Annotated in this window: 21 protein-coding genes, 2 tRNA genes and 3 pseudogenes; 11 read left to right on the plus strand and 15 right to left on the minus strand. The window is 68.2% G+C overall.

Annotated elements, in window-relative coordinates; genetic code table 11:
- Positions 1-429, plus strand: a pseudogene (locus NBZ85_RS07075) (hypothetical protein); the annotation flags it as partial.
- 686 nt (positions 430-1,115) lie between these two features.
- On the opposite strand, the gene NBZ85_RS07080 reads toward NBZ85_RS07075, so the two are convergent.
- Positions 1,116-2,153 (minus strand): hypothetical protein, encoded by a 1,038-nt coding sequence (locus tag NBZ85_RS07080; RefSeq protein WP_261557127.1) that lies wholly within the window; start codon positions 2,151-2,153, stop codon positions 1,116-1,118.
- Between the two features lie 329 nt (positions 2,154-2,482).
- Here NBZ85_RS07080 and NBZ85_RS07085 point away from each other — a divergent pair, with 329 nt between their 5' ends.
- Positions 2,483-2,842 (plus strand): hypothetical protein, encoded by a 360-nt coding sequence (locus tag NBZ85_RS07085; RefSeq protein WP_261557129.1) that lies wholly within the window; start codon positions 2,483-2,485, stop codon positions 2,840-2,842.
- Here NBZ85_RS07085 and NBZ85_RS07090 read toward each other — a convergent pair.
- The gene (locus NBZ85_RS07090) at positions 2,758-4,221 is read right to left on the minus strand and encodes a DUF2252 domain-containing protein (RefSeq protein WP_261557130.1); all 1,464 of its coding nucleotides are present in this window, start codon (positions 4,219-4,221) and stop codon (positions 2,758-2,760) included. The two genes, NBZ85_RS07085 and NBZ85_RS07090, sit on opposite strands and share 85 nt — an antisense overlap.
- A gap of 103 nt (positions 4,222-4,324) precedes the next feature.
- Entirely contained in the window at positions 4,325-4,732 is a 408-nt protein-coding gene (locus tag NBZ85_RS07095) for a YccF domain-containing protein (protein ID WP_261557131.1), read from the minus strand.
- 299 nt (positions 4,733-5,031) lie between these two features.
- Here NBZ85_RS07095 and NBZ85_RS07100 point away from each other — a divergent pair, with 299 nt between their 5' ends.
- Positions 5,032-5,625 carry a potassium channel family protein gene (locus NBZ85_RS07100; RefSeq protein ID WP_261557132.1) on the plus strand — a complete coding sequence of 198 codons (594 nt, stop codon included), beginning with the start codon at positions 5,032-5,034 and terminating at the stop codon, positions 5,623-5,625.
- 319 nt (positions 5,626-5,944) lie between these two features.
- Here the strand turns inward: NBZ85_RS07100 and NBZ85_RS07105 are convergent, their stop codons facing one another.
- On the minus strand, positions 5,945-6,301 hold the full coding sequence (locus NBZ85_RS07105; protein WP_261557133.1) for a carboxymuconolactone decarboxylase family protein: 357 nt from the start codon (positions 6,299-6,301) through the stop codon (positions 5,945-5,947).
- Positions 6,302-6,912: 611 nt separating this feature from the next.
- Here NBZ85_RS07105 and NBZ85_RS07110 point away from each other — a divergent pair.
- From NBZ85_RS07110 to NBZ85_RS07120, 3 genes and pseudogenes are all read left to right on the plus strand, one after another.
- The gene (locus tag NBZ85_RS07110; protein ID WP_261557134.1) at positions 6,913-7,452 is read left to right on the plus strand and encodes an Asp23/Gls24 family envelope stress response protein; all 540 of its coding nucleotides are present in this window, start codon (positions 6,913-6,915) and stop codon (positions 7,450-7,452) included.
- 163 nt (positions 7,453-7,615) lie between these two features.
- Positions 7,616-9,469: a glycoside hydrolase family 15 protein gene (locus tag NBZ85_RS07115; RefSeq protein WP_261557136.1), complete on the plus strand. Its 1,854-nt coding sequence runs from the start codon at positions 7,616-7,618 to the stop codon at positions 9,467-9,469.
- Positions 9,470-9,508: 39 nt separating this feature from the next.
- Positions 9,509-10,765: pseudogene (locus tag NBZ85_RS07120) on the plus strand (MFS transporter); the annotation flags it as partial.
- A gap of 109 nt (positions 10,766-10,874) precedes the next feature.
- Here the strand turns inward: NBZ85_RS07120 and NBZ85_RS33970 are convergent.
- Both NBZ85_RS33970 and NBZ85_RS07130 read right to left on the minus strand, forming a co-directional pair.
- A pseudogene (locus tag NBZ85_RS33970) lies at positions 10,875-10,976 on the minus strand (IS6 family transposase); the annotation flags it as partial.
- A 139-nt stretch (positions 10,977-11,115) separates the two neighbouring features.
- Positions 11,116-12,375: a cation:proton antiporter gene (locus NBZ85_RS07130; RefSeq protein ID WP_261557137.1), complete on the minus strand. Its 1,260-nt coding sequence runs from the start codon at positions 12,373-12,375 to the stop codon at positions 11,116-11,118.
- A gap of 427 nt (positions 12,376-12,802) precedes the next feature.
- Here NBZ85_RS07130 and NBZ85_RS07135 point away from each other — a divergent pair, with 427 nt between their 5' ends.
- Positions 12,803-13,621, plus strand: a complete 819-nt coding sequence (locus tag NBZ85_RS07135; protein ID WP_261557139.1) for a class II glutamine amidotransferase — start codon at positions 12,803-12,805, stop codon at positions 13,619-13,621.
- A gap of 243 nt (positions 13,622-13,864) precedes the next feature.
- Here the strand turns inward: NBZ85_RS07135 and NBZ85_RS07140 are convergent, their stop codons facing one another.
- From NBZ85_RS07140 to NBZ85_RS07150, 3 genes are all read right to left on the minus strand, one after another.
- Complete coding sequence (locus NBZ85_RS07140; RefSeq protein WP_261557141.1) at positions 13,865-14,248, minus strand: SHOCT domain-containing protein; 384 nt, start codon at positions 14,246-14,248, stop codon at positions 13,865-13,867.
- Positions 14,249-14,435: 187 nt separating this feature from the next.
- The gene (locus NBZ85_RS07145; protein WP_261557143.1) at positions 14,436-15,209 is read right to left on the minus strand and encodes a ribonuclease BN; all 774 of its coding nucleotides are present in this window, start codon (positions 15,207-15,209) and stop codon (positions 14,436-14,438) included.
- A gap of 543 nt (positions 15,210-15,752) precedes the next feature.
- Positions 15,753-15,875: a hypothetical protein gene (locus NBZ85_RS07150; protein WP_261558274.1), complete on the minus strand. Its 123-nt coding sequence runs from the start codon at positions 15,873-15,875 to the stop codon at positions 15,753-15,755.
- A 255-nt stretch (positions 15,876-16,130) separates the two neighbouring features.
- Between NBZ85_RS07150 and NBZ85_RS07155 the strand changes: the two genes are divergently transcribed.
- A complete protein-coding gene (locus tag NBZ85_RS07155; RefSeq protein ID WP_261561679.1) occupies positions 16,131-17,489 on the plus strand; it encodes a hypothetical protein in 1,359 nt (452 codons plus the stop codon).
- 88 nt (positions 17,490-17,577) lie between these two features.
- Here the strand turns inward: NBZ85_RS07155 and NBZ85_RS07160 are convergent, their stop codons facing one another.
- The 4 genes from NBZ85_RS07160 to NBZ85_RS32580 all read right to left on the minus strand — a co-directional run bounded on the left by NBZ85_RS07160 (position 17,578) and on the right by NBZ85_RS32580 (position 21,206).
- Positions 17,578-18,849 carry a diacylglycerol/lipid kinase family protein gene (locus NBZ85_RS07160; RefSeq protein ID WP_261561680.1) on the minus strand — a complete coding sequence of 424 codons (1,272 nt, stop codon included), beginning with the start codon at positions 18,847-18,849 and terminating at the stop codon, positions 17,578-17,580.
- A gap of 1,294 nt (positions 18,850-20,143) precedes the next feature.
- The gene (locus NBZ85_RS07165) at positions 20,144-20,302 is read right to left on the minus strand and encodes a type II toxin-antitoxin system HicA family toxin (protein ID WP_261558271.1); all 159 of its coding nucleotides are present in this window, start codon (positions 20,300-20,302) and stop codon (positions 20,144-20,146) included.
- Positions 20,303-20,366: 64 nt separating this feature from the next.
- The gene (locus NBZ85_RS07170; protein WP_261561681.1) at positions 20,367-20,564 is read right to left on the minus strand and encodes a type II toxin-antitoxin system HicB family antitoxin; all 198 of its coding nucleotides are present in this window, start codon (positions 20,562-20,564) and stop codon (positions 20,367-20,369) included.
- 369 nt (positions 20,565-20,933) lie between these two features.
- On the minus strand, positions 20,934-21,206 hold the full coding sequence (locus NBZ85_RS32580) for a hypothetical protein (RefSeq protein WP_261558269.1): 273 nt from the start codon (positions 21,204-21,206) through the stop codon (positions 20,934-20,936).
- A gap of 70 nt (positions 21,207-21,276) precedes the next feature.
- Between NBZ85_RS32580 and NBZ85_RS07180 the strand changes: the two genes are divergently transcribed.
- Together NBZ85_RS07180 and NBZ85_RS07185 are read left to right on the plus strand one after the other, a co-directional pair.
- Positions 21,277-23,103 (plus strand): PASTA domain-containing protein, encoded by a 1,827-nt coding sequence (locus NBZ85_RS07180; protein WP_261561682.1) that lies wholly within the window; start codon positions 21,277-21,279, stop codon positions 23,101-23,103.
- 163 nt (positions 23,104-23,266) lie between these two features.
- On the plus strand, positions 23,267-23,656 hold the full coding sequence (locus NBZ85_RS07185) for a hypothetical protein (protein ID WP_261558267.1): 390 nt from the start codon (positions 23,267-23,269) through the stop codon (positions 23,654-23,656).
- A 209-nt stretch (positions 23,657-23,865) separates the two neighbouring features.
- Here the strand turns inward: NBZ85_RS07185 and NBZ85_RS07190 are convergent.
- Together NBZ85_RS07190 and NBZ85_RS07195 are read right to left on the minus strand one after the other, a co-directional pair.
- Positions 23,866-23,939, minus strand: a tRNA-Phe gene (locus tag NBZ85_RS07190).
- Positions 23,940-23,990: 51 nt separating this feature from the next.
- Positions 23,991-24,065, minus strand: a tRNA-Asp gene (locus NBZ85_RS07195).
- A gap of 461 nt (positions 24,066-24,526) precedes the next feature.
- Here NBZ85_RS07195 and NBZ85_RS07200 point away from each other — a divergent pair.
- A partial coding sequence (locus tag NBZ85_RS07200; RefSeq protein ID WP_261561683.1) for a FadR/GntR family transcriptional regulator occupies positions 24,527-25,933 on the plus strand: 1,407 nt, incomplete at its 3' end.

Raw genomic sequence — 25,933 nt, forward strand, 5'->3', positions numbered from 1 at the left:
GCCCCCAGGAGTCCCCGGGTGGCCACCATCGACGACGGCACCACCAGCCGCGCCGGCAGTACCGCCGCCGCCGCCGCCGGCACCGCCCAGCGCGTAGCCCTGGCCACCAGTGCCGCCGCCTCCGCCGCCGCCTGCACCGACGAGTACCCGGTCCGCCAGAGCGCACGTCAACGTCGCGCAGCCAGCAGCCGCGATCCGTACATCCGAGGAACCGCCGCCACCGGCGCCGTTGCCACCGTTGAGGCTCGAGGTCCCGCCATCGACCCCGGCGGCGTCCCCCTTACCGCCTGCTACACCGCCGTTGGAGCCGCCGAAGCCCCCCACGGCGCCCTGCCCCCCGGAGGGCCCGTTGTTCTTCCCGCCAGACCGGCTCGCCGCCGTGCCGTCAGTGCCCTTACCGGCAACGTCGACCTGCAGTACCTGGCCTGAGGACAGATCCTCTATCACGCCGTACGCCCAGCCGCCGCCCCCACCCGGACGGCCGGTGATATCACCCACCGGCGAGCCGCCATGACCGGCGTCACCGGCAATAAAGTAATGCCCTCCCTGGGCGCCGACCGCCGTGATCTCGACCCATTTTGCGCCGTTGGGCACAGTGAAGGTGTCTGATCCGACCGCATTGTAGGTGCATGTCTTCTTGTCGAGGACGCCTGAGCTCCCACAGGCTTTTTCCGGAGAGCCGCCCGACGCGGGTGCCCCGGGCATGCAACTGGTCAGCCCCATACTCAGCACAACGCCTAGCACCGAAACAGACCACGCAAATACACGACGATTACGTATGACGATCAGCCCCCTCTGGTAGGGTATTCGTGAAAGAAACAAAAATCCCAAGACCGAACATCCTCTTGGCTATGCTCCCCGGAACGGGGGTTCCAGGGTCCCGAGCCCACGCAGAATCGTGGGGTCGCCCAACACCGCGGGCCCCCGCGTTTCCTGCCCACGATCTTCTTCACCGCATCGTCTGTATATCCGCACAGTTTCGTGGTCCCGGCGCGCGGCACCGGGACCACCTTTCCGCTGTGGTGTTGCAGAAACCGTGTTTCGTCACAGGACGAAACATCGGGCGGGCTATGATCGGTGCCGCACCCGCCCGCGGACCGGGGTTACAGGTGTCCTCAGACGCCGTCGTTGGCGCACAGCGCCCAGCCGTCGGAGTAGGTGTTCGGCGAGCTTGTACCCCCGGTATGGGTGAAGGCTGTCCAGTACGCAGCCGTGGTGGTCCCGTCACTGACCGGGTTTCCACTCGAGTCGCTGGGGAAACTTCCGTTAAGGTGGTCGCCGCCTGAGCCCGGTCCGGTGAAGTCCGTCGTGGTCACGCTGCCTCCGCTGATGGCGGCGCCCCCGCTGATCAGTTTCCCGTCCCCGCTGGGGCAGTTGACTGTCACCTTCTGGCCCGCGCTCCCCGTGGTCGGGCCGCTCGCCTCGCTGAAGTGGACCTTCACGGTGACGCCACTGATATTGATGTTGTTTCCGCTGCAGATCGCGTAGGCGTAGGTCTCGTTGGTGCTGTTGGTGCCGTTGGCCCACCCGACGGCGGTCCAGGCGTTGGGGTTGGTCTCGCCGTCGGCTGCGGCTTTCTGGCCATAGTCATGTGCGGAGTTGTTGAAGGTGGGGAAGCTGGCGATCGGCTTGAAGTTGCCGACACTGGCCGGGGTCGCACGCGCCCCGCCGCCGAGCAGGACTGTGTTCGCCGGACAGGTCGCTGTGACCAGGCCCACCGTCGACCCGCTGGTGGGCGCGTTGGTCTTGTTCATGACCACCTGGGTGTGGTTGATCAGGTTGCTGGTGAGGCACACCGCGAAGGGGGTGGTGGAGAAGGAACTGTCGACCTGGCCGCCGCTTCCGCCGATCCCGAGCCAGTGCGTCACGTCGGTGCCGACAACCCCGGTGGAACCGGTGTATTCGGTGGAGCCGTTGGAGCTGGGCGAGGTGCCCATCACATGGTTGCCGTTGCCGGTGCCGGTGGCCTGGTTGATCCCACCGCCGGAGATCAGGCCACTGCTGCAGTCCGCGTGGGTGGAGATCTCGGAGTTAGCGCTTGCAGGCCCGCTGGTAGCCCCGGGCGACTTCACCGTGACGCCCACGGAGTTGGCGTGCGCCGCCGATGGGAAGGCCACAGCCAGCGCGGCGCCCAGGACCAGTGCTGTTCCCACTGCGCGCGTCCGCATGGACAGATGTGATCTCACGTCAACCTTCCATCAGAGGTGCGCGACGCGAGCAGATATGCCGGTCCACACCGAGGATGACAACTTCTGCGTGTGTAACGCAGGGTGTGCGAAGCTGCACCAGATCCGCAGATGCGGAACGTTTCACAGTAAACCGTATGTATGTGCGACTTGTCGCCCTTGCGATGCCCCGAAGCGAGGAAAAAGTTGCGGAACACTGATCGACTGTCAGGATTTGTCCGTTTAATACCCTTTTGATGGCGGCGCGGACACGGCTTCGACGCACGTGAGCTGGACGTATGCGCAGCGCGTAACTGATGACGAGCGGAACCCCGCGCCCCGATCTGCCTGCCGAGACGGCTGGGATAGCTGGAACGGCCGAGACCACCGACCTGCCACTCACCCCCACCCTCGCTGGCAGTGACTGGCAGGTCGACGGCCCGGTGGTCACCGCGTCGGCGTCCTGGTGGAACCACCTGCGCTGCGAGACCTGCGGGCACACCTTCCGGGCCGGGGAGCACGTGGTGATCGGGGTCGTCGTCAGCCTGGGGCCCGCCATGGCGGAAGAGCGGACCTCCCGGGCAGCGGCGCGTCAGGGTACGGCGGCGGTGCTGACCCGTCCGGTCCGGACCGCCTCCGCCAGCGCGGCGTGGTCGGCCTCGTTCTGGTCGGCGTAGGCCTCCGCGAACCGCGCGACCGCCCGGTCGAACGCCTCGCCGGCGCCGAGGTAGGCCGCGATCGCGATGCGGTCGCCCGACCGTGCGTGGGCCCGGGCGAGGGTGGCGGCGCACAGTCGCCCGAACAGCGTCATGCCGTGCGGGACCATGCCCTCCGCCACCGCGATGCCCTTCCAGTCCTGCAACTGCCGGACGTAGAAGTCGCGCCGCTGCTTGTCAATGCCGTCCACTCGCTGCCAGCCGAGGAAGATGTCGGTGGTCGCCTGCATGAGCCGTTGTCCGGCGACCACCCGTTCGCCCTGGTTGTCGTACTCGCTCCCGGGCAGGTAATCGGCAAGGACCGACGTCCCGGCCTCCTTGAGCTGCAGCAGGAGCGGGTCGCCGCCGTCGCGGCCGAGCAGCAGTGCGACCCAGCAGCGGGTGCCGACGCTACCGACGCCGACGACCTTGCGCGCGAAGTCGACGAGCCGGTACTGGGCGAGCAGCGAGCGCCGATCGGCCGACAGGGTGGTGGAGTACTGGTCGACGATGGAGCCGAGCCATCCCATCAGCAGCTCCTGCTCGGCCCCGGCGAGCAGCTCGTTGACCGGGACGAGCAGCGGAGGGTCGGTCGCGAAGCGCCGTTCGCCGTCCGCCACCTCGGTCAGCCTGGCGAACGCCCGCAGCCGGTCGTGCGACCGGGCCCGCGCCGTCGCCTGCGACAGGCGCTTTGAAGTCCGCCGGCCCAGAACGTCTGCGAACCGCGTGGTCAGATCGGCGACGTCGACGTGCGCGTACCAGACGTCGAGGTTGGTCATCGCCGCGAACCGGTGCATCCACGTGCGGTACGCCCCGACCGCCGCGGTGACGATCCCGCGTCGTTCGGACGGGTCGAAGCCGTTGGCGCGGCCGGCGATGACCAGGCTCGTCGCGAGCCGCTTCACATCCCACTCCCACGGGCCGGGAAGGGTCTCGTCGAAGTCGTTGATGTCGAACACCAGGCGCCGTTCGGGGGACGCGAGCAGCCGGAAGTTCAGCATGTGCGCGTCGCCGCACAGCTGGACGTCGATTCCCGACGTCGGCGTCCCGGCGAGATCCGCCGCCATGATCGCGGCGGCGCCTCGGTAGAACCTGAACGGCGACTCCATCATGCGCTGGTAGCGGAGGGGGACAAGCTCGGGCAGGCGGGTCCGCGACTGCCGGTCGATCACGTCGATCGGGTCGGCCCGGTCCGGCGCCGGGTCGTACTCCGCGTGGGCCCGGCGCGGGGCCCGGGTCCGCGCCTCCTTTCCCCGGGCCGCGCGCTCTGCCGGTGTCGGCAGGGTCTGGTCGGGCGCTGTCCTGGCTGGCCGTCGCGGCTGGGAACCGCGCGCGGCGGGATGCGTGACAACAGTGGTCATGTTCGACCTCTCGTGGGCCGGTGGGAGGGCCTCTCGTCGCCGGTCTTCTCCCGGGTGGGCACACCTCATGGCCGAGCGCTCCTGGCCGGCTCGCCGAGCAGCGTCACCGGAGCACCGGCGCGCCCCGCTCCTCGTACTCGTCGACATCGACGATCTGCATCCCCAGCGGCATCAGCGAGACCGGGATGAGCTTGAAGTTGGCCAGGCCCAGCGGAATACCGATGATCGTCAGGCAGAGCGCGATGCCGGTCGTAAGGTGACCGAGCGCGAGCCACCACCCGGCCACGATGATCCACAGGGTGTTCCCGATCAGCGATCCGGCCCCGGCGTCCGGCCGCGGGACCAGCGTCCGCCCGAAGGGCCAGAGCGTGTAGTTCGCCATTCTCAGGGCGGCTATCCCGAACGGGATGGTGATGATCAGGATAAAGCAGAGTATTGCGGCCAGGGTATACAGAATTGCCAGCCACAGTCCGCAGAGCACCAGCCAGATGATGTTGAGTACCGTATGCATCCGCCGCTCCTTTCCGCCGGCCGTCCCGCTACGCGCCCGCCGGTGGCGGTTCTTCCGGGTCCCCGATGGTGACGGCCGAACCGTCGCCGTACGCTCGTTCGCGTTCCACGAGAATCAGGAACGGGTATCTCCTGCCAGCCTTACCGCCACCGTGCCCCGCCGCGGGACGTGCTAACCAGGCTGGATCCACCATCGGGGTGATTAACCGTCATGGCTTGTGGCCCGTCGTTTCGCCGATGCCAGGGACCGCTGTACCCGGGCGCGGCAGCGGCTCCGGCGCGCGCGGCGGAACCCGCTCCATGACCACACCCGGGGTGGGCGGGGAGCGTCCCCAACCACCGGACCCGGCCACCCGGCGGCGTCTGGTGCGACACTCGGTGCGGCGGGCCGCATTGAACATCACGGTGCTCGTGGCGCTCTACTACGTGCTGCCGCTGCGGGGGGCGTTGGATCCGGCGGCGATCCTACTGCTCGTCGTCGGGCTGCTGGCGTTCGCGGTGCTCGCCGGCTGGCAGCTGCGCTCGATCCTGCGGTCGCAGTACCCCGCGGCCCGGGCCATCGAGGCGCTTGCGCTGTCGATCCCCCTGTTCCTGATCCTGTTCGCGAGCACGTATTTCCTGATGAGCCGAACGGGGGCGGGGACCTTCACCGAGCCGATGAACCGCACCGACGCGCTGTACTTCACCGTCACCGTGTTCGCTACCGTTGGATTCGGCGACATAGCGCCGAAGTCAGAATCCGTCCGGATCGTCACGATGGTGCAGATGCTGGCCGACTTGCTCGTGCTGGGTCTGCTCATACGCGCGGTCCTCGGCGCGGTCAAGCAAGGTCAACGGCGCAAGACCGCACCGCCGGAGACACCCGAGGCCGCGCCGGAGACTCGACGGCCGTGACGAACCCGGCGGGGTCCGCACCCCTCGTCGAAGACCACCGCACTCGCCGGAAATCTCACGGTCCTCACCTTCGGCTGGTCGTTCCTCACACTCCGGGTCCTTATTTGGTGGCAGGACAACCGCCTCGCCCAGGGCGACGCCGTACTACTCAATCCTGGTGTCCAGCGCAACCCCGAAGTTCCTGCAGGTCTCGTCTCGACCGCCGAGGCGAAGCTGGCGGAGGGCATTCCTTCACTCGCTCCCGGTACCCGTGAAAGATTACTCCTCTCAATCGAGGGATTTAGGGATCGGGGGATCGAGACCGATGGTGAAAGTCGTCCTATTCCTGGCTTTCCTTGCTCTCCGAAGAATCCTCTTGCAACACGAGCGCCCTCAGCACGCTCCCGGCCGCTGACACGACCCGGGCGCTCCCAACGATCGGTGCGATGGCGGTGCACACGGCCTGGGCGTCAGCGGCGGTGAGCCCGACTTCCCGGGCAGCAGCAAGATTCGCTAGGTAGGAAGCAGGTGCGGACTCTATCGCGATGAGCGCGGCCAGACGAACGAGGTGGTAGGTACGCTCATCGAGCCCGGACCTCTCAAGGGTGTCCAGATGCATCTGAGCAAGCTCTTCCAGAACAGGGAAGTCGCCTTGCGCGATCGCGTCGAGTGTCCGCTCCGGCGTTAGCGTCGTCATTTTCTCTCCTCATGCATATTTGTGTTCACACAGAATCTTCACTTACATAATGCCTCACTACCCAGGGAACGACCGGTAAAACCCGCTTGAATAGATTGCGTGATCGCAGCCAGTCGACGGTGTGAAATCTTACAAATATTCTACACTTAGCCCCCGATTCTTACCCAACCCTGCGGATGGGAAAGCGGCTAAAATGCGACAGTGAGCCTACAGGGGTTGAATTCAAAAAGGATCATATTATGGCTACCTCCGGCGGCCGCCGAACAAGCAGAGTACGGGCGGCTGCGTACCGGGACAGGACCGGGCCGTGGCTCGGCGATTTTATGCCTTCGTGCGGGATAGTTGAAACCAGCCGAGAAAGCTGGAAACACTCCACTCTTAATTATATACCAGAAATCATTCTTCTTGTGTGGACTTGGCGGGTAGTGGTGGTGGGTCAAGAGTGAATCGACCGTAAGAAGGATCAGGCCTCGTGCTGTATGCAGGGAGACCGTGCAGGGTTGCATGATCTCGCCGGCCGGGCACGGTTTTAGCGCACCCGTGACCGCCGCACCGCTCGCTGGTGAGTGTCTCCGTCACCTCCGGGTAAGACGAGTCGCAGGCGATGTGGCGTGGGATCGATAAACGCTCCGCAGGCCTGCCTCGCGATTCCGGTGATATGGAGAAATCTCATGAGCGCAATGACCACCGAGAAGAAGATCGCTCCCAAGGCACCGGAAGTGCCCAAGCACGGCGGTGAGGTGTCCCGGCGGGGTACCACGGAACTGGTGACGAGCAGGGGTAGGACGTCGATCGCGGACGCGGCCGTCCGGAAGATCGCGGGTGTCGCGACCCGGGAGGTCGAAGGCGTCCACAACCTCGGGACCGGCGGGGCCCGCGCCGTCGGCGCGTTGAGGCAGCGAATCCCCGGTTCGTCCGGGCGCAACGTCGCTCAGGGGGTGGGCGTCGAGGTCGGGGAGCGGCAGGCCGCGATCGACCTCGACGTCATCGTTGACTACGGGGTGTCGATCGTGGGCATTGCGCAGGCCATCCGCGGCAATGTAGTCAGCTCCGTCGAGGGTATGACCGGACTCGAAGTGACCGAGGTGAACATCGCTGTTGACGACATCCACATCCCGGAGGAGGAAGCGGAGAAGACCCGGGTGGAGTAGATCCATCGCTGGACGCGGTGGAAACATGCCGGAGACGCTGCTGGCGAAAGGACTGGGTCGTCGATCTGGAAATCCAGGGAATGGTATGTCGACGATGGAAGCATGCCGTGGGCTTGGGCCGTCGGCAGGCTCATGGTCTGCGACGACCGCGGGAGGAGCCGCCATGAACGACTACCCACCGATTGCGGATCACGGTCTCGTGGGCGACCTGCAGACCGCGGCGCTGGTCTCCGCCGACGGGACCGTGGACTGGTGGTGCACCCCGCGGTTCGACTCGCCGAGCATGTTCGCCTCGTTGCTCGACAGCGATCGTGGCGGTCACTGCCGTCTGGCCGCTGACCTCGGCAAGGCCGACGAGGCCGCTGTCCGGCAGCTCTACCTGACTGATACCGCCGTGCTCGTCACCCGGTTCATGGCCCCGGGCGGGGTGGGTGAGGTGGTCGACTTCATGGAGCCCGACCCCTCGACCACCCTGTCGACGCGGCATCGGCTGATCCGGGTCGCCCGGGTGGTTCGCGGCAGTCTGCCCTTCGAGCTGCTGTGCCGGCCACGGTTCGACTACGGTCGCGCGTCCCACACGTTGCGCCATCTCGACGACGGATCGATGGTGTTCCACGGTCCTGATACGGATCTGCACGTGCAGGCGACCGCCCCGATCGCGCTCCATCCGGACGGCCACGACGTCTCCGCCCGCTTCACTCTCGACGCCGGCGAGCTGGCCGCGGTTGTCCTCACCAGCGAGAGCGGTGACGCCGCCGCCCGCGGCGGACGCCCCTACGATCCGCCACCCACTGCGGCGTCGATCACCGCTGCGTTCGACGCCTGCCGCGCCTTCTGGCTGACCTGGCTACGCGCCTCCCGCTACCGAGGCCGGTGGCACGAGATGGTCACCCGCTCGGCGATCACCCTGAAACTGCTCACCTACGCGCCCACCGGCGCTCCCATCGCCGCCGCCACGATGGGACTGCCCGAGCAGATCGGCGGCGAACGCAACTGGGACTACCGCTACACCTGGATCCGCGACGCCTCCTTGTCTGTCCACGCCCTGACCACGCTCGGCTTCACCCGCGACGCGGACGCCTACCGCCGCTGGCTACGCGAACGCCTCGACGCCGGCTGGACCGCGTCCGGCGAACCGCTTCAGATCATGTACCGCGTCGACGGGGAACCCCGCCTGACCGAAGAGATCCTCGACCATCTGGAGGGCTACCGCCGCTCCGCACCGGTCAGAGCCGGCAACGCTGCCGCCGACCAGATTCAGCTCGACATCTATGGCGAGGCCGCCTACGCCCTCGCCGAGGCGAGGGACATCGGCGGAATCCGCGGCTGGAACGCCTTCACCGCCGTCATTGACTGGCTCACCGACCACTGGGATCGCCCGGACGAAGGTATCTGGGAAACCCGCGGCGGCCGGCAGAACTTCACCTACAGCCGCCTCATGACCTGGGTCGCGTTTGACCGGGCCATTGGTCTCGCGACCGCCTATTCCCGTCCCGCCGACCTCACCCGCTGGCAGACGGCCCGCGACACCGTCTTCCGGCAGATCATCGACCGCGGCTGGAACGACAAGCGCCGTGCCTTCGTGCAGCACTACGACACCGACGTCGTCGACGCCTCCCTGCTGCTCATGCCCCGCGTCGGCTTCCTCGCCCCGAACGACCCCGACTGGCTGAGCACGCTCGACGCCATGAACGACGAACTCGTCAGTGACAGCCTCGTCTACCGCTACAACCCCACCGCCTCCCCCGACGGCCTGCGGGGCTCCGAGGGCACCTTCAACCTCTGCACCTTCCTCTACGTGCAGGCCCTCGCCCGCGCCGGCCGCCTCGACCAGGCCCGCTACGCCTTCGACAAGATGCTCACCTACGCCAACCACGTCGGTCTGTTCGCCGAGGAGATCGGACCGTCCGGCGAACAGCTCGGCAACTTCCCCCAGGCCTTCACCCACCTCGCGCTCATCGACGCCGCCATCGCCCTCGACGAGGAGCTCGACCGCGCCGAGCACCTGGCTCGCTGACCGCCGGCGGCACGACTGGAAGCGAGGTACGCGGCGGCCATGACCGAGCAGACGCCCGATGCAGGTCCCCGCACCCCGCCACGGCCGGCCGGCACCAACCGACGGGTCCTGGCGCCGCTCGCACTCGCGCAGTTCATCTGCAGCTTCGCCGGGTCGAACATGAACGTAATGATCAACGACATCAGCCGCGACCTCGACACGACCGTCCAGGCCGTTCAGGTCGTCATCACGGTCTTCCTCCTGGTCATGGCCGCGCTGATGATCCCCGGCGGCAAGCTGACCGATCGGCTCGGCCGCAAACGCTGCTTCCTCGCCGGGCTCGCGGTGTACGGAACGGGTGCCGTGCTCAGCGCCGCTGCGCCGGGCGTGGGCGTACTGGTTCTCGGCAACTCGATCCTGGAAGGCATCGGTACCGCCCTGCTGATCCCCCCGGTCTACATCCTCACCACGTTGCTGTTCACCGACCTCACCGCCCGCGCCCGCGCCTTCGGGATCATCATGGCCGCTGGCGGCCTCGGGGCGGCGGCGGGCCCACTCATCGGCGGCCTGATCACTTCCGCGATCAGCTGGCGCGCGGCATTCGCCTTCCAGGCCCTGGTCATCGCAATCATTATCGCGCTGAGCCGGTCCGTCACCGACCCGCTCCCGCCGGACCCGCATCGTCACTTCGACATCCCCGGCGCGGTCCTGTCCGCAGGCGGCCTCACCCTGACTGTCATGGGCATCCTCGCCGCCGACAACAGCCTGGCTCTGGCGGCCGCCCTCCTGGCCGCCGGCATGCTCGTGCTGGCCGGATTCCTGCACTGGATACGCCGCGAGGAGCGGGCTGGCCGGGAGCCGCTGCTGTCCACCAGTCTGTTCCGCAACCGGGACTCGAACCTCGGCCTGGTCACCCAGAACATCCAGTGGTTGCTGCTCATGGGCTCGTCCTTCACCGTCGCCGCGTTCCTCCAGGTGGTACGCGGCTACGACGCCATCAGGACCGGCCTCATCTTCACCGCGGCCACTGTCGGTCTGCTCGCCTCGTCGCTTGCCGCTGAGCGGCTCGCGAAACGTCGCTCCCAGGGCACTCTGATCACGGCCGGGTTCGCCCTGACCGTCACCGGAATCGTCCTCCTGATCGGCCTGGTCGCCGGATCACGCAGCCCGTGGGCGTTCACCCCCGGACTTTTGCTGATCGGTCTCGGCCTCGGCGTGATGCTCACCCCCTCGGTCAACGTCGTCCAGTCCGCCTTCCCCGAACAACGCCAGGGCGAGATCTCCGGCCTCTCCCGCAGCATCTCGAATCTCGGCTCCTCCTTCGGCACCGCCATCGCCGGCACCATCCTCGTCGCCGGCCTGACCACGAACGCCTACGCCACCGCCATGGCCACACTCGCCGTCATCGGCATCATCGGCCTGGTCGCCGCCGCGCTGTTGTCCCGGCGTCGACGTGGAAGGCTTCGGGGAGCAGCTCGTCGAGGATCCGCGGGTAGACAGGGGCCTTTGTGACGTGGACGGGGCCCCGGCGCCACTGCCCGGCGGGTTTGCGCACGGTGTGACGGTGGCCTTGCACCATCCAGGCCGGCGACCGCACCATCACCGCCTCCGACCCCCGGTCCGACGACCTCCAGGAGGAGCCATCGTTGTCAGGCTGGTCTCTGTGATCATAGTCCTGACCCCCTGGATAGACGGGCGAGGCGGGTTGGCGGCGGCGCCTGGGCAGCTTCGCGGATCTCAGGGTGGCGCGCTACCGCGGCCGCGTACCAGCGTCCGTAGCGCCGAGCGCCCCACGGCGCAGTGAAGCCGTGCAGAACTACGCTCATACCAACAGTCAGCATCACCACCGGGACGATCTGGTGCTGTTCGGGCAGGCCACTGGTAGCGACCAGGTCCGCGAAGACGATCGACGCCAGCCCGCGTGGCCCGAACCAGCCGACATACGCCACGGTCTGGGGTGCGACCTTTGATCCACACAACGAGACAGCGACCGGGATCATCCGGATGACAGTCAGGCTGAGCAGCCCATAGGTGACCGCCGTCCAGGTCGCGTGTTCGAGGGCCGGCGCCAGGAACAGGGCGCTGAACAGCACAAAGCTCACGGAGACACCGAGCTGGGCGACATCTTGCGGCATCTGTTCCGCCGCGGACAAGCTCTCGCGCGCGATCAGGCCGGCCACGAGGCCGGCGGCCCATGCTGCGATGAAGCCGCTGCCGTCGATCAGGTCCGCCAGCGCGTATGCCAGCGTCGCCGTGGCCAGCAGCGCGACCGACTGCCACGGCCGGCTGGACCAGCCCCTGTTCATCGACCACCGTAGGGCCACGGCACCACCGGCGCCCAGCGCCACCCCGATGGCACCGGAGGCCACCAGGGCGCGCAGAAACACCGACACGGCATGTCCGCGGCCGGCGGTTTTTTCTTCCTCCTGCGCCAGGGCCAGGAAGATGGTCACGAACGGAAGGGCCAGGCCATCGTTGAGGCCACCTTCGACATTCAGTGCATGTCGGATCAGAGGAGGAACCCGCTGGTTGTTGATGACCGGCAGCCCAAGTGCCGAGTCAGTGGGCGCCAGTATGGCCGCCAGCAGCGCCGCTTCCCACACGCCGAGGCCGGGGAACAGCGCCGACGCCAGCACCCAGCCGACGGCGATGGTCAACGGGAACCCGATTCCCAGCAGCCGGCCGGGTAGCGGCGACTCCGTCGCCCAAGGGCCTAGGCCGGCCCCCATGGCATCGGTGAACAGCACGATTACGAGGGTCAGTTCCAGGACCGCGGCGGCTCCGTGCTCACCAACGGACGAGGTGATCAGTCCCGAGACCTGTTCGCTGGCCAGCAGGCCGGCCGCGGTGAACACCAGCGCGCCGCTGATCGGCGTCTGCCGCAGGCGCCGCTCCACCAGCGCGTAGGCCATCAGCGTCACCGCCACGACCACGACCGCGGAGTCCAATGCTGTGCTCCTACCTTATGGAGGCTCGCCCAGGAGAGCAGAAGAGAGGGCAAACGGCTGGGAAACCTCGACAACGGCTGTGCCGCACCTGCGGTCGCCGGGTCTTAATGCTCAAGAAATCCTGAGGCGACGGCCAGGGTACGACGGTCCTGGGACAACTTCGCGACCATCGTGTAGGCGGTCGAGTAGGGCCGCAAGACGATCAGGACCCTGCTCAAACGTATTTCAGTACCAACCCGACATCATCACCTGCTTCCTCGGCCAAACCGGCCTGGCCCTCGATCCAGAACCCCCGTAGCCAGACCCTGACCATTCAAGAGCTGTACTGGCTGCAAAAGCCGCGGTTGCCTCGACGCCGCGTGGGCATCCCTGCCATAGCAGACTGGAGGATGACATGTGCAGGTGGATGGGTTACCGGGGCGAGCCGATCGTTCCACGTGTGTTGTTGTACGAGCCTGAAAGATCACTGATCGCCCAGAGCGTCAGACATGGGCCGGACCTGCTCGAACCGAACGGCGACGGGACCGGTCTGGGCTGGTACAGCCGGCGCAGGACCCCGGCCATCTTCCACAGCGACTCACCCGCGTGGGGTGATGAGAACTTTCGGGAACTGGCCGACGAGATCTACTCCCCGATGTTCCTCGCGCACGTGCGGGCGGGTACCGGAACACCGGTACAGAAGACGAACTGCCATCCGTTCCGCTACCAGAAATGGCTTTTCGTGCACAACGGATACATCGACAGCTTCGACTCGCTTCGCCGCGACCTGCTGATGGCCGTACGCCCTGACCTGTTCGCTAACATAAAGGGCTCTACGGATTCCGAGGTGATGTTTCACCTTGCCCTGACGTTCGGGCTGGAGGAAGACCCCATTGGAGGGCTGGAACGAATGGCCGGTTTCGTCGAGAGCGCCGGAGCCGCCGCGGGTATTGCCGAGCCCCTGCAGATGACGGTCGGGCTGGCCGACGGCGAGACGCTGTTCGCGGCCAGATATGCCAGCGGGCCAGTGGTCAACACTTTGTACATGTCTGAGAGCGTCGACGCGATCCGGATGCTCTACCCCGAGCACGAACGCCTGCGGCGCATACCCGCCGACGCCCGCGCGGTCCTGTCGGAACCGCTGAGCGAGCTACCCGGGGTGTGGCGGGAGATACCCCCGTCCACGGCACTCGTCGTCACCGAAACGCCACACCAGCGCCCCTTCCGTCCACAGCAGCCCGGGTAAGAAGAGTGAAGCTGCCCCGGTTTCTCGGTGGCACCGTCTTGCTCTCGCCGCGATGGCGGACTGCGTTTCTTTCACGCATAGTAGCCTGTAGTCGACATGAAAGATCTTCACGCCTGTGACGCCATCGGCACCGCCATCGCCGGCACCATCCTCGTCGCCGTTGTCCCGGACCACCTCCAGGGCCGACACGCCGGATGACGGCCGGCCCGACGCCAGCCCGCACGACTGATCTCACTTCGGGGCTCAGGTCAGAACGCGGGACTTCGCCCGCTGGAAATCCTCCTCGCTGATCTCACCGTTCCTCCGGAGGTCGACCAGCTTCGCCATTTCATCGGCAACCCCCTGAGACTGCACCGCGGACGGCTGGAACCCTTGGTACAAGGCCTGCTGCCGCTGCCGGTCCGCCATTGCCCGCTCGCCCATCGAATCGCCACGGAATATGGTGTATGCCAGAACACCCAGAAGCGGGAGGATGATGACGGCGGTCAACCAGCCGGCCTTCCCCCAGCCGGAGATGTCACGACTGCGAAAAATGTCCGATATAACGGCGAAGAGCACGTACAGCCACAGCATAAGCCCGAAGAACAGCAGCATCGTCCAGAAGGCTGACAGAAGTGGATAATCCATGACGAAGCCCCCTTGCGCAGGCCGACATCGGATGTCGATGACGTCTCACTGAGAGACCTACCCAAAACTGCGCGTCACCACACGGTTCGCGGCCCCTGACCGCGAATGGGGGAGAACCTGCCACGGCGCTGGCGTGGATCAGCCCGGGACTACCGGACGTGCCGGCGATGTTCACGGCTACGGACAATCACCTGAACAAAGATCTCAAACGTCGCCTGACCGCGCGGAGGACGGACAGGCCCTGCTCGTTGTACCAGCCGCCGACGATCGCCCCTCCGGTGAGAACGACCCCGAGTCCGATCAGCCACGAAAGAAGCGTGAAAACGACTCCGATCTCGCCGTAGTTCCGCTCGTTCTCGACGATCGACGTCGAGAACAGCAGCCGGCTCACCACCCCGAGGCCGGTCAGGCCGATCGTGGTGAACACGGCCACGGGCAGGATTTCCCGCCAGCCCAGCCGTCCGCGGACGAGAATCCAGGTGCCGATCCAGAACAGCAGTACCATCGCGGCGATGACAATCAGACCCTGGCATACCTGGCCGACGACCGTGCCGGTGAGCACCGCCCCGGTGGCGGTGGTACCAGCAAGAAAGACGATCAGTCCGGCGAGCCAGACCACCTGAGCCGGCACACCGCGCACGCCGAACGCCGGAAGCCGGAAGACCCGCAGGTACACCGACTGCACCGCCCCGGCCAGGCTCAGTCCGCCCAGGCTCAGCCAGACCGCGCCGAGGACCGTCCACCCGGACTGCGCGGATCCGCCGCCGCCATGGGGGGTGAAGAGACGCTCGACGGCCATCGCGGCGTCGTGGTTCAGCCCCATCCGCCTGACGATGATCTCCGCCGCACCGCCGGGGCGCAGCGGCGACACCGCGGCCAGAGTGATGACGAACGGGAAGAACAGCATCAGGATAAGCGCGGCGAGGGTCATCGCACCGTTGATCAGATCGCTCTCCCGCAACTGGCGGGCCAGGTCCTCCGCCGACGACGCGCGCCATCTGTCCCGAAACCCACCGCCCGGTTTCAGCGCCCGCCCTCGGGCGTGCCTGACGGCGCGCCGGTACCCCCGCCTGGTCCGACCGCCGGCGGCATTCGCGGCCAGCCGGCCTCCGCCCGAGCCAGGGACGCCGCCGTTCCCGTCACCGCCGTTCCCGCCGCCGTCACCTCCCTGGCGGCGGATCCCGGAAAAAGCGTCCTCCCGACCTGCTCGTGGCGGCCCCGGCCGCCGGCCGGCCCCACCGCCGACCCACACCCACAGCATCACTCAAAGTGAGGGTCAGTGCATCCCGTCGGGCCGAGCCGGGGACCGCCGACCCCGACGGGTCCCCAACCCCCACCCGTCAGCCTGCCGTGCTGATCCGTCCGGACCGCACGACCTCGGCGAGCGCCACGCAATCGCATACGTTCTGGTCGGCGCAGGCCTCGGCGAACCGGGCGATCGCCCAGCACCGCGGACGGCGCTGGATCCGCTCCACTCCGGGTTCCCGTTACCCCTGGCCCTCGTTCAGGATCTTGTCCAGTCCGAGCGCGCGAGCGTGTCCAGGTGCATCTGCACGATCTCTTCGAAGACCGGCGCCTCGCCGTGCGCGATCGCGCCGAGTGTCCGCTCAGGAGCCTGTGCCGTCATTACTCTCCCCTTAATTTGACCACTTGCATTTCAAGGATATTTTCCTCGTGTTGGCTGCCCGGGGCCGGCGGCCCGCAAAAATACGACGTCAACGGATCGAGGCGGATGAAGCGGATTTCAGGATTTTTTCGAGTTTCTCGGCGCCACGTTCCCGTCTCGCCCGCCGGCAGTTTTCGGCTACTCCTCACAGGGAAGGACGCGGCCGCGAGACCGTGATGGCGGCCTCGCCAGGCAGAATGCAGGAGGGACTGCGTCATGGTTGCCAGTGCTGGCGGCGGCTCCAGCGGCCCGGCGCATTCGGACGGCGAGCATCCCCTGTCCGGCGGGGAGCGGGCGGAGTACGAGCAGCTGCGCAGCGCGGCAGCGGTGCGGCACGACCGGCTACGGACTGTCGGGGCGTCCCTCCTGCTCCTGCTGGCCGCCGTGCTGGCGCCACTCGGCGTGGTTGCCGCCTGGGCGGACACGACGATCTCCGACTCGGACCGGTACGGGGATACCGTCGCCCCGCTCGCCACCGACCCCGCGGTGCAGAACATGGTGATCGACCGTCTGACCGACCGGGTCGTCAGTAACGTCAACGTCGATCAGGTCACCACGTCGCTCGACGGCGTCCTCGCGCGAAACGGCGCTCCCCCCGTTGTCGTGGACCACGCCGACGCACTGGCCGGCGCGCTGAAGACCGCCCTGACCAGCGCGGTGCATCAGGTGGTTCAGGGGGTGGTCACCAGTGACCAGTTCCCCCTGGTGTGGGAGAACGCGAACCGTCGGGCACACGCCGCCGTGGTGAAGGTTCTCACCGATGAGGGCAGCGGCGCCGTGCAGGCCAAGGACAACACGATCGTGCTGGACATTGGCCCGGTCGTCGACAGCGTGCAGAAGCGGCTGGCCGACGCCGGCTTCGAGAAGGCCGGCAAGATTCCTGACGTCGACCGACAGATCGTGCTGCTGCGGACCGAAAAACTGACCAAGGCTCAGGACGCCTTGCGTCTACTCGACGTCCTCGGCCTCTGGCTGCCGGTCGCCGTTGTGGCACTCGCCGCGCTGGGCGTGTGGCTGGCACCCTCGCACCGCGCCGGGCTCATGGCCACGGGCATCGGACTCGGCGTGATGATGGTCGTGCTACTCGTGGGACTGGCCGTCATGCGCCAGACCTATCTGGACTCCGTCTCGCCCGACACCCAGCCGCGGGACGCGGCAGCAGCCATCTACGACACTCTCGTCCGTTTCCTGCGAGACAGCGCGCTTACCTGGCTGACCATAGCCGTCATCATCGTGGTCGCTGGATATCTCTACGGGCCGGGACGCGGCGCCCGGGCCATCCGCTCCGGCGCCGCCCGCGCCACCGGAGCCGTCGGTCGGGCCGCGCCCCGGATGGGTGTGCGCGCCGGCGGCGCGGGCCGCTGGTTGGACAGGCATCGCCGCCTCACCAGCGGGATCGTCATCGGGGCCGGGGCGCTGGCCCTGGCGCTGTGGAACTCTCCGACCCCGTCATCGGTCGCCCTCGTCCTCGTGGTGGTCGCGGTTACCATGGCCGCGCTGGGTGTCCTTGCCGCCGCCGGCACCACACAACCCGAGCCCGCGAGCCCCGCCGGCAAGCCCTCCGATGCACCATGAGGCCGCCGACCACTCCGATCGAGCAGACGAAGCCCTGAGAACGATGACCGGGACGGCTGCCACCCGCTCCGAGGCCGCGCGGCGCGGCTCATGCCGGCGACCGGCCGGCCGCGATGCGGATCAGCGCGGGGAACATCCCCCAGACACCCGGCCGCGCGGCGGGGACCCCGGGCGCGTGCAGCGGGATCCGAACGCGCACAGCCGCCGGAAGCAAGCGGAGCTCCAGCGGTGGCGGCAGGCGCAGCGCCTCCCCGTCCACGCCGACGCTGACCGGCCGTGCGGAGTCGATTCGCATGGTGGGGCTGGTCCACTGGTGGAAACCGCGGAACCGGCTGATGGCACCCATGGACTCGAGCGCGACGAGGGCGGGCAGGTCGCGAGCGCGATCGACGCGCAACGCCGCCACGCCAAGCCGGCCGCTGTCGAGCCGGGGCCGGGTACCGAAACCACCAAGGCTGTGCAGCTGGTAGGCGTTGTTGGACACGAGCAGGACGTCCGCGGTCGACCCGGCGCGACCGTCCGGGCCGGTGAAGCGAAGATCCGGCGGAGCGCGGTCCACGCCCAGCAGGGCGGGCAGCATCGCGGCCGCCGTTCCCATCTTGGCGTCACGGTAGCTGTCGGACTGCACGATTTCGGCGTAGACGCCCAACGAGACGTTGTTGACGAAAACGCGGTCACCGAGCTGACCGAGGTCAACCCGCTGCTCGACAGCGAGGTCGAACGCGTCGAGCGCCCCCGCCACATCCTTCCGGTCGAGGCCAAGATCAAGGGCGAAGTGGTTACGAGTACCGGCTGGGACGCAGACGAACGCCATTCCTCGCCGCCGCGCCACGTCCGCGACCAGTGCCTGCGAACCATCGCCGCCCGCCATGCCCACCACGTCGGCTCCGCGGTCGGCGGCGTCCTCCGCGAGGGAACGCAGATCAGCGCGTTCCGTGAGGGTAACGACCGCGATCCCGCGCCGGGCGGCCTCCTGAGCGAGATGGTGGCGGTCGGCGGCGCCGCCCCCGGAGCGCGGGTTCACCAGCAGGACACCGCGCCGGGCGGCTCCAACCATGAGCCCCTTTGGTCGGTGTCGTCCGAAGGCGCCGCGCGCCGCGGTTCCCGACGTGACGAGCAGGCACGCGGTGACCAGCACGGTGGTCAGGCCGACCACCCCCGCGAAGGCGATCAGGCCGCCGAGTGTGAAGGCCGCCAAGACAGCCGCGCTCAGGCGGCGCAGCCCCCGTCCGACCAGCGCCGTCCAGCCCGCTACCAACGAGATCGTCACAGCGGCGACCGAAACCGGCAAGGCAATCGGCCGGTCGATCAGCCGGGCGAAGATGACAGCGACCGTCGCGGCGAAGCCCACCAACGCCACTGAAGCCGCCACCCGCCGGGATCGGGAAACCGGCGCTCCCGCACGCCGCCCCGGCCGGCGCACCATCCAGGAACGCACGATTAACCGTCCTCCCGAGCTTCACAACCGCTCCGCCGTGATCAGGTCCTCCTCGCGGGGCGCGCCCCATTCAGCCCTCGGTGTGCCGCACCCCTGACAGACCCGCTGGTCGCGGCGCCGGTGGGGCGCGGCTCGCTCATACCGTCCTCGCGAGAGGTTTCAGCGCAGGATCTTCTCCTTGGCACGCTGGTTTCCGCCTCGGGCAGGTCGCCGCTCGCCCTGAGCTCAGCGAGCCTGGAGAGCGTGTCCGTGTCCGTCCCGGCGCAGACGGCTGTCTCCCGGATATAGGCGTCGCCCTGCTCCCGTTGTGCCCGCGCATGGTCGACTTCCCCAGCCCGCCTTCGACCACCCACTCGGTTCCCGGTCACGGAAAAGATCGATGGATACACGAAAAATGAGCATCGATCAGATGGCCCGAAGGAAGATGAAGAGCATGGTCCAGAAGGCGCCGAGCACCGGATAGCCATAAGCCGGATGGTGGCCGGCCATCTCGCGTCTCACCCTCTCTCGAAATTACCCCTCTACCGTCCCATCCGCGACCCAGGAGAGCAACTCGATCAGGGACGGGAAATCCGCCAGATATAGGCGAAAAGTCTGAATTCAGGCATCGAGCGGATGGATCGGAGGCTTCCGGATGCGCCGGAGCGGCAGGCAGGCGCATCGTCTTCATGGAATTCCCTGGCGTCCCGAGTTGTAGATTCGCGTGCAGATAGAATGGGCTGGTCCCTGGTCCGAGCGCGGAACCCATCAAGTTGTCGTCTGCCGAGCGTGTGGTGCTGGAGGGGTGGGCGCGGCGGCGCAGGACTGCGCGGGTGCTGGCGCTGAGATCGCGGATCGTGCTGGCCTGCGCGGGTGGTGGGACGAACTCGTCCGGGAGCGCCGCGGAAGGTCACCGGCGCGCAGGTCGAGGGCGAGACCGCGAGACATCACCTACCATGAACGCCCGCCGCGAAAACATACCGCTCGCTGCCACACCCGTTGCCATATAACGATCTTCCACCGAGCTCAAGAAGATCATTTCGGCGACAAAACCGCAGATCGGAGATAATGGGCAGGGGTGGGGTCGAACCGCCGACCTTCCGCTTTTCAGGCCGAATCGACCGTATTTCCAGCGTCCGTATTCGTGCGTTTTCGTCCGTGGAGCGCCGCCGAAGTACCTACTTGATCACCGACGTTGCTACGCCCGTTGCTACACCTCCGGCCGACGGACCGCAGATCAAAGCATGGCGACGAACTCCTCGATCGACAGCCCCGTGTCACGAATGATCCGACGCAGTGTCCCGACCGGGAGGTCACGGCCCGGATGAACTGGTACGACTGTGAATCGGCCCTCGGTGTTCCTCATCATGTGGTGACTGCCTTTGATGCGGATCACCTTGAAGTCGAACTTCTCGAGAATCTTGACGACCTCCCGCCGGGCAGCACGGGAAGTGGTGGCATCAGGCGACGTCCTGCACGATCGTCAGGAGCGGTGGAACTCCGAACTCCTCGATGACCAGACTGACGGCCTCGTAGAGATCCGCAACGGCGTCCTCAGGAGTGTCACCGAGCCCGTGCGCGCCACCGCTGGGGAACGACGCATGGGCCGCCCAGGTGCCGTCCTCGGTCTGCTCCAGCTCGTACGGGATCTGGACCATCCGCTTCATGCCGCCGACTGTACGCCGCCAGATGCAAGGCCTGTGGCCTCCCGCGTGGGCTGTTTGTCCGGGCCTCCTCGTCCGGCAAGGATCGCAACGGCGACGGAGCCGACGGCCGGACACCGCCTTCGGCCGGCAGCACCGAGCCCTCGACGAGGGACCAGCGATCCGTGTTCGCGACGCTCCCTGTGGGCGACACATGTCCACATCGGCCATGAGGACCGACACCGGCCCAAGCAACGCCGCGCCCCTTCAAGACTGGCCCGCGCCATGGGCAAGGCCAGCCTCCTCGCCGAGCAGCGGTGGCTGGCCAGCGGGGACCTGCGCGAAGGAGCCCTGACGTGCTGGCACTGGCAGCGATTTTGGCTGTCAGGCGGCGGCGCGGCGTAGGAGGGGGCGGATGTCGAGACGGGCTACCAGGCGGCGGCGCAGGGGCACGGCGGCGGCTACCTGGCGACGGATGCCGTCGGCGAGCTGCCAAGCACGGGCCGCGTCGGCTTCGTCGACCGGACCGGGCGAGAACGCCGCCGCGTCGACCAGAATCCGCAGGTCGTCCAGTGCGCCCAGCCGGGCGCGCGGATGGGCTGCCCGTGCCGCGTCGGCGAGCACCCGGCTCGGGCCAGCCGGTCTCTCGTCGGGCACCCAAGGCCGCCGCCGTGGTGCTCGAACGAACGAACGCGCCTGGCTCGCCGGCGTGGACCTGCGGACCGGCGTGACATGGCGGACAGACGTCGATCCCCAGGCCGACCAGCCGACCATCACGAAGGACACCGTCTACCTGCCCGTCAACGGCCTATGCCTGGTGGCCCGGTACGAGTTGGCGGCCGGCGCGGGCCCCAGCAACAGCCGGCCGCTATGCGACGCCGAACGGCCGGATGGCAAGATCAATCTCACTGCGCGCAATGGTCAGGTCGCCGCGCAGGTCTCCGGCCAGTCCACCGTGGCCCTGCTCGCAACCAGCTTCAACGGTGACCGGTTGGTTCGCCTGCAGGATGCCAGTCCGGCCGCGGGCGCGGCTCAGGGCCCCGGCCAGACACCCGCATCCCCTCTCTCGCCGTCAGCCCCACCGACCACGACGCCGACGTCACCGCCACCGCCGACGTCACCGCCATCGACGCCGACGACGCCCGCACCACCGGCAGTCCTGCCGCGGGCACCCCGGGCGGCACCGCCCCCATCCGCGTCCCAGCCGTTCTCCACGCCCGAGGTGCCGGGTCCGTCTCGGACCCCGGCGGCTCCCCCAGCGCCCGCCGCCTCGCTGCTACCCCAGGGCGGCGGCGCGGGCGGGCCGTCGGCGTCGCCACCCGGCGCTGTCCCAACCGTTCCCGCCGTGACCGTCCCCGACGTCACCAGGATGGGGACGCGAGAGGGCTGCCAGCGGCTGCGCGACGTCGGACTGCTGTGCTCCGGACCGCAGGGCGACGGGACCGAGAAGATCGAGCGAACCGCCCCCACCCGCGGCGAAAGCGTGCCCAGGGGTACCGAGGTGACCCTCACGTTCCAGCCCACCGCGGCGCCGGCCACCATGCCGAACCTGATCGGTCAGCCCTACCAGCAGGCCTGCCAGGCGGTACCCGCCAAGGCCAGGTGCACGCCGACGCCGGGCGGGGTGGCCCCCGACATCACCCTGTTCGAGACGGTCTCGGCGCAGCAGCCACCCGAAGGCACCCGCATCGACGCGGACACCGCTGTCTCGGTGACCTACTACGCCAGCTTCAGCGTCCCGGATCTCACCGGCAGGGACGGCGCCACGGCCTGCGACGCCGTCCGCGCGGCTCTGGCGTGCACCACGCAGCAAGGGCCGGCGGGCAGCGTGGCCACGGCCGGCAAGGTCGTGCAGCAGAGCGTGCCGCCGGGCACCCAGGCCGCGCCGGGCACCGCGCTGACCGTCACCATCGCCGGTGCCGCCCCGGTCGTCCCGAACGTCGTCGGCCTCGACCCGGCGGCCGCGTGCGCGCAGGTGCAGCAGGCCGGGCTGATCTGCACGTCGGCGAACAAGCCGAGCACCACGCCCAACGTCTCCGAGCAGAGCCCGGTTGGGAGCACCAGCGTCGATCCCAACACCGCCGTCACGGTCTACTCGTGGTCCGCCGCCCGGCAGCCGATCCTCCGGTTCCGCAAGAACGACAACGCCCGCGTCTGGCTGCTGCGTGGAGAGGGCACCACCGCACAGGCCGGTTACGAACAGAAGGGCGAGGTCGGCGCGTCCGCGTCCGCGTCCGGGCGGGACGCGACCGCTGCACCCTTCCTGAAGCCGATCGTCGACTACCAGTGCCCCGGGAACCAGTGCGGTGCCGACATCAACCACTTCGTCACCGACGGCGCGCCACCAGGGGGCGTCTGGACCCGCAACACGGACCCCGCCGGCTGGGTGTTCAAGGAGCAGTACGCCGGCACCGTGCCGCTGTACCGGCTGGCGGACGGCACCGGGCAGCACTGGGCCTACGCGAGCGAGGGCAGCGGTGCGTTGAACGGCTACGTCACCAGTGGCTTCTCCCAGCAGACCCTGCTCGGATACGTGTGGCCAGCGGCAAACTGAGCGACCTCGACCGGCCGTTACCCGGGAGTGTCCGAATGTCTCGACCGTCGGCAAATGTGTGCGCCGGGGGCCAAGACCTATGGTTACCGCGCTCCGCCCACGGCTGCTGGGGCTCGGCATCGAAGCGACGTCCCTCGTAGGCACCGGACGCAACGACTTCAACATGGAGTTCGGGCCGGCAAACGTCACGCTCCACGAGATGTCAGTGGCAGTTGACCTGGGGGATACAGGCGACGCACTGGGCCGCGCCGCCCGGATCGATACCGCCGGCCTCTCGCCGGAACGCCGCATCCACTTCCTCGTCAACGTGGCCCGCGCCCACGCGCAACGTCGCGCCCGAGGTAGCGTCTTGGCCGCGCTGATGGAGGCCAAGCAGGTGGCCCCGAACAGATTCGCGACCATTCGTGGATTCGGACCCTCGTCCGCGACCTGCTTCAGGACCTCAGCCTGCGCTCTGACCAGGAACTTCGTGTCCTGGCGAGCCGATGCGGAATACCAGGGCGGATTCAAGCGGCCACAGCGACCCATACAGAAAGTGCTAAATAATCTTTGAAAGTACGGCCCATATTTCGCCTGCCGGGGACCACATCACCACCAAGGCCGTGGCCAAGCCCGAATCCACCCGCACTGACCAACGCCCCCCACCAGCCGACAACCCAGGGCCACGTGGGGGTTCGGGGGGCTCGGCCCCCCCGGCAAAATGACGAGATCCCACCAGCGAAGCCGCCCCAAAGGCGGCGAGCAGGCAGGATCAGGATCGAGTGGGCAGGGGCGGGGTCGAACCGCCGACCTTCCGCTTTTCAGGCGGACGCTCGTACCGACTGAGCTACCTGCCCCGGGTTGTACGGAATCGTAGGAACCGGAAGAAGCTTCCGGCCATACGAACGCGGTCCCGACGGGATTCGAACCCGCGACCTCCGCCTTGACAGGGCGGCGTGAACTCCAGACTTCACCACGGGACCATGCTCTTACAGCGATCTTCAGTTTTCGTCCCGAGCGGCCCGTGGGATGCGGTCCGTTAGGATCTGGAGGTCATGCTACACGACTACGGGAGGAGCGGAGCCGCCAGGGGAGGTGGATTCTTGCCCAACGCTCCCAGCACCCAAGCACTCGCCATCCGCTACCCGGGCACGACACGCTGGCCGGATGTTTCGCGCCGCCGTAGCTCGTCTGGATGCGGGCACCCTGCCAGACCCGGGCGATGCCGCGGGCACCCCCGTTCGGGCTACCCAGAGCGGCCGGCGCGTTTCGGAGAGCACTCCCGGGTGTGTCCCGGCGCGCATATCCTTGGACATCCGAGCATGTACGACGGCAGGCCGGGCGAGAGCCCGTTCCGCTCGCTGACCCCGCCGACCGGGGCCGGCCCGGTTCGGTGCCGCGCGATCCCGTGCCATGCCACATCCCGGGGAGGAGGCCGACGGCGATGCCCTCCACGGACAGGCTCGTGGAGTCGGCGCGCGGTACGGCCATCAGTGTCCGGCATCCCCCGCGGGGCGAGGCCCGCGGCAAGCTCGCCGCGCAGGTCGCCTGGCGGATCGAGGACGACATCGTCCGCGCGGGCTGGCCGGTCGGTGCGGTCATCGGCTCCGAGCCGACGCTGATCGAGCGGTACAAGGTCAGCCGGGCGGTGTTCCGGGAGGCCGTACGGATCGTCGAGCACCACCAGGTGGCGACGATGCGCCGGGGGCCGTCCGGCGGGCTCATCGTCCGCGCGCCGGACGAGGTGGCGGTGACGACCGCACTCGGCGTCTACCTCGAGTACGTCGGGGTCACCATCGAGTCGATCCTGCGCGCACGGTTCATCATCGAGTCGCTGGCCGCCGCCCTGGCCCCGGCGCGCATCACCGAGGACGGCATCCGCAACCTGCGCGCGATCATCTCCCGGCAGGAGACGGCGGACCCGACCGAGTTCGGCTCCCACCACCAGCTTCACCACGCGATCGCGGCGGCCACCGGCAACCCGGTGCTGGTGCTGTTCGTCGACGTACTCAACTCCCTGACCTTCCGGTATGCCGCCCACCGGTACGCCACGACCCGCCGCAGCGCCTCCCCGGCCCGGCAGGCCCAGGTCTCCGAGGAGGTGCACCGCAACCACGCCGCCATCGCCGAGGCCGTGATCGGCGGGGACGCCGCCCGCGCCCAGCACCTCGCGGCGGTGCACCTGGAGGCCATGCACGAGTGGATGACCGCGCCGCCCACCGGCGACGGCACGAGCACGGGGACGGAGACGGGGACGGGGACGGACGGGAGTACGGGCACGGGCGGGCAGCTCATCTGGCTCCGCGAACCGGGCCTGGGGGCGGGTCCGGGTGTGACGGTGCCACCGGGAAAGCTCGCCGAGACGGTCGCGGGTCGCATCCGCGATGACGTGGCCCGCGACGGCGTTCCCGTCGGGGTGGTCATCGGTTCGGAAAGCGAGCTGCTCGCCCGCTACGGGGTGAGCCGGGCGGTGCTGCGCGAGGCCGTCCGGCTGCTCGAATATCACTCGGTGGCGCAGATGCGTCGCGGTCCCGGTGGCGGCCTGGTCGTCACCGAGCCGGACCCGGCGGCGACCGTCGAGGCGACCGCGCTGTACCTGGAGTACAGCCAGGCCAGCGTCGACGACCTGCGGATCGTGCGGGACGCACTGGAGCTGAGCTGCGTCGACATTCTCATCGAACGCCGTGGCCCCGAGCTCACCGCCCGGCTCGAGACGCTGCTCGCCGCCGACGCCGGCGAGTCGCTCGATGGCCCCCCTGACGCCGGGCACCACCTGCACATGGAGCTGGCCCGGCTGACCGGCAACGAGGCGCTGGCCTCGTTCGTCCGGGTGCTGACGGCCATCTGGCGG

The sequence above is a fragment of the Frankia tisae genome, assembly GCF_025403405.1.
GTDB classification, from domain to species: Bacteria; Actinomycetota; Actinomycetes; order Frankiales; family Frankiaceae; genus Frankia; species Frankia tisai.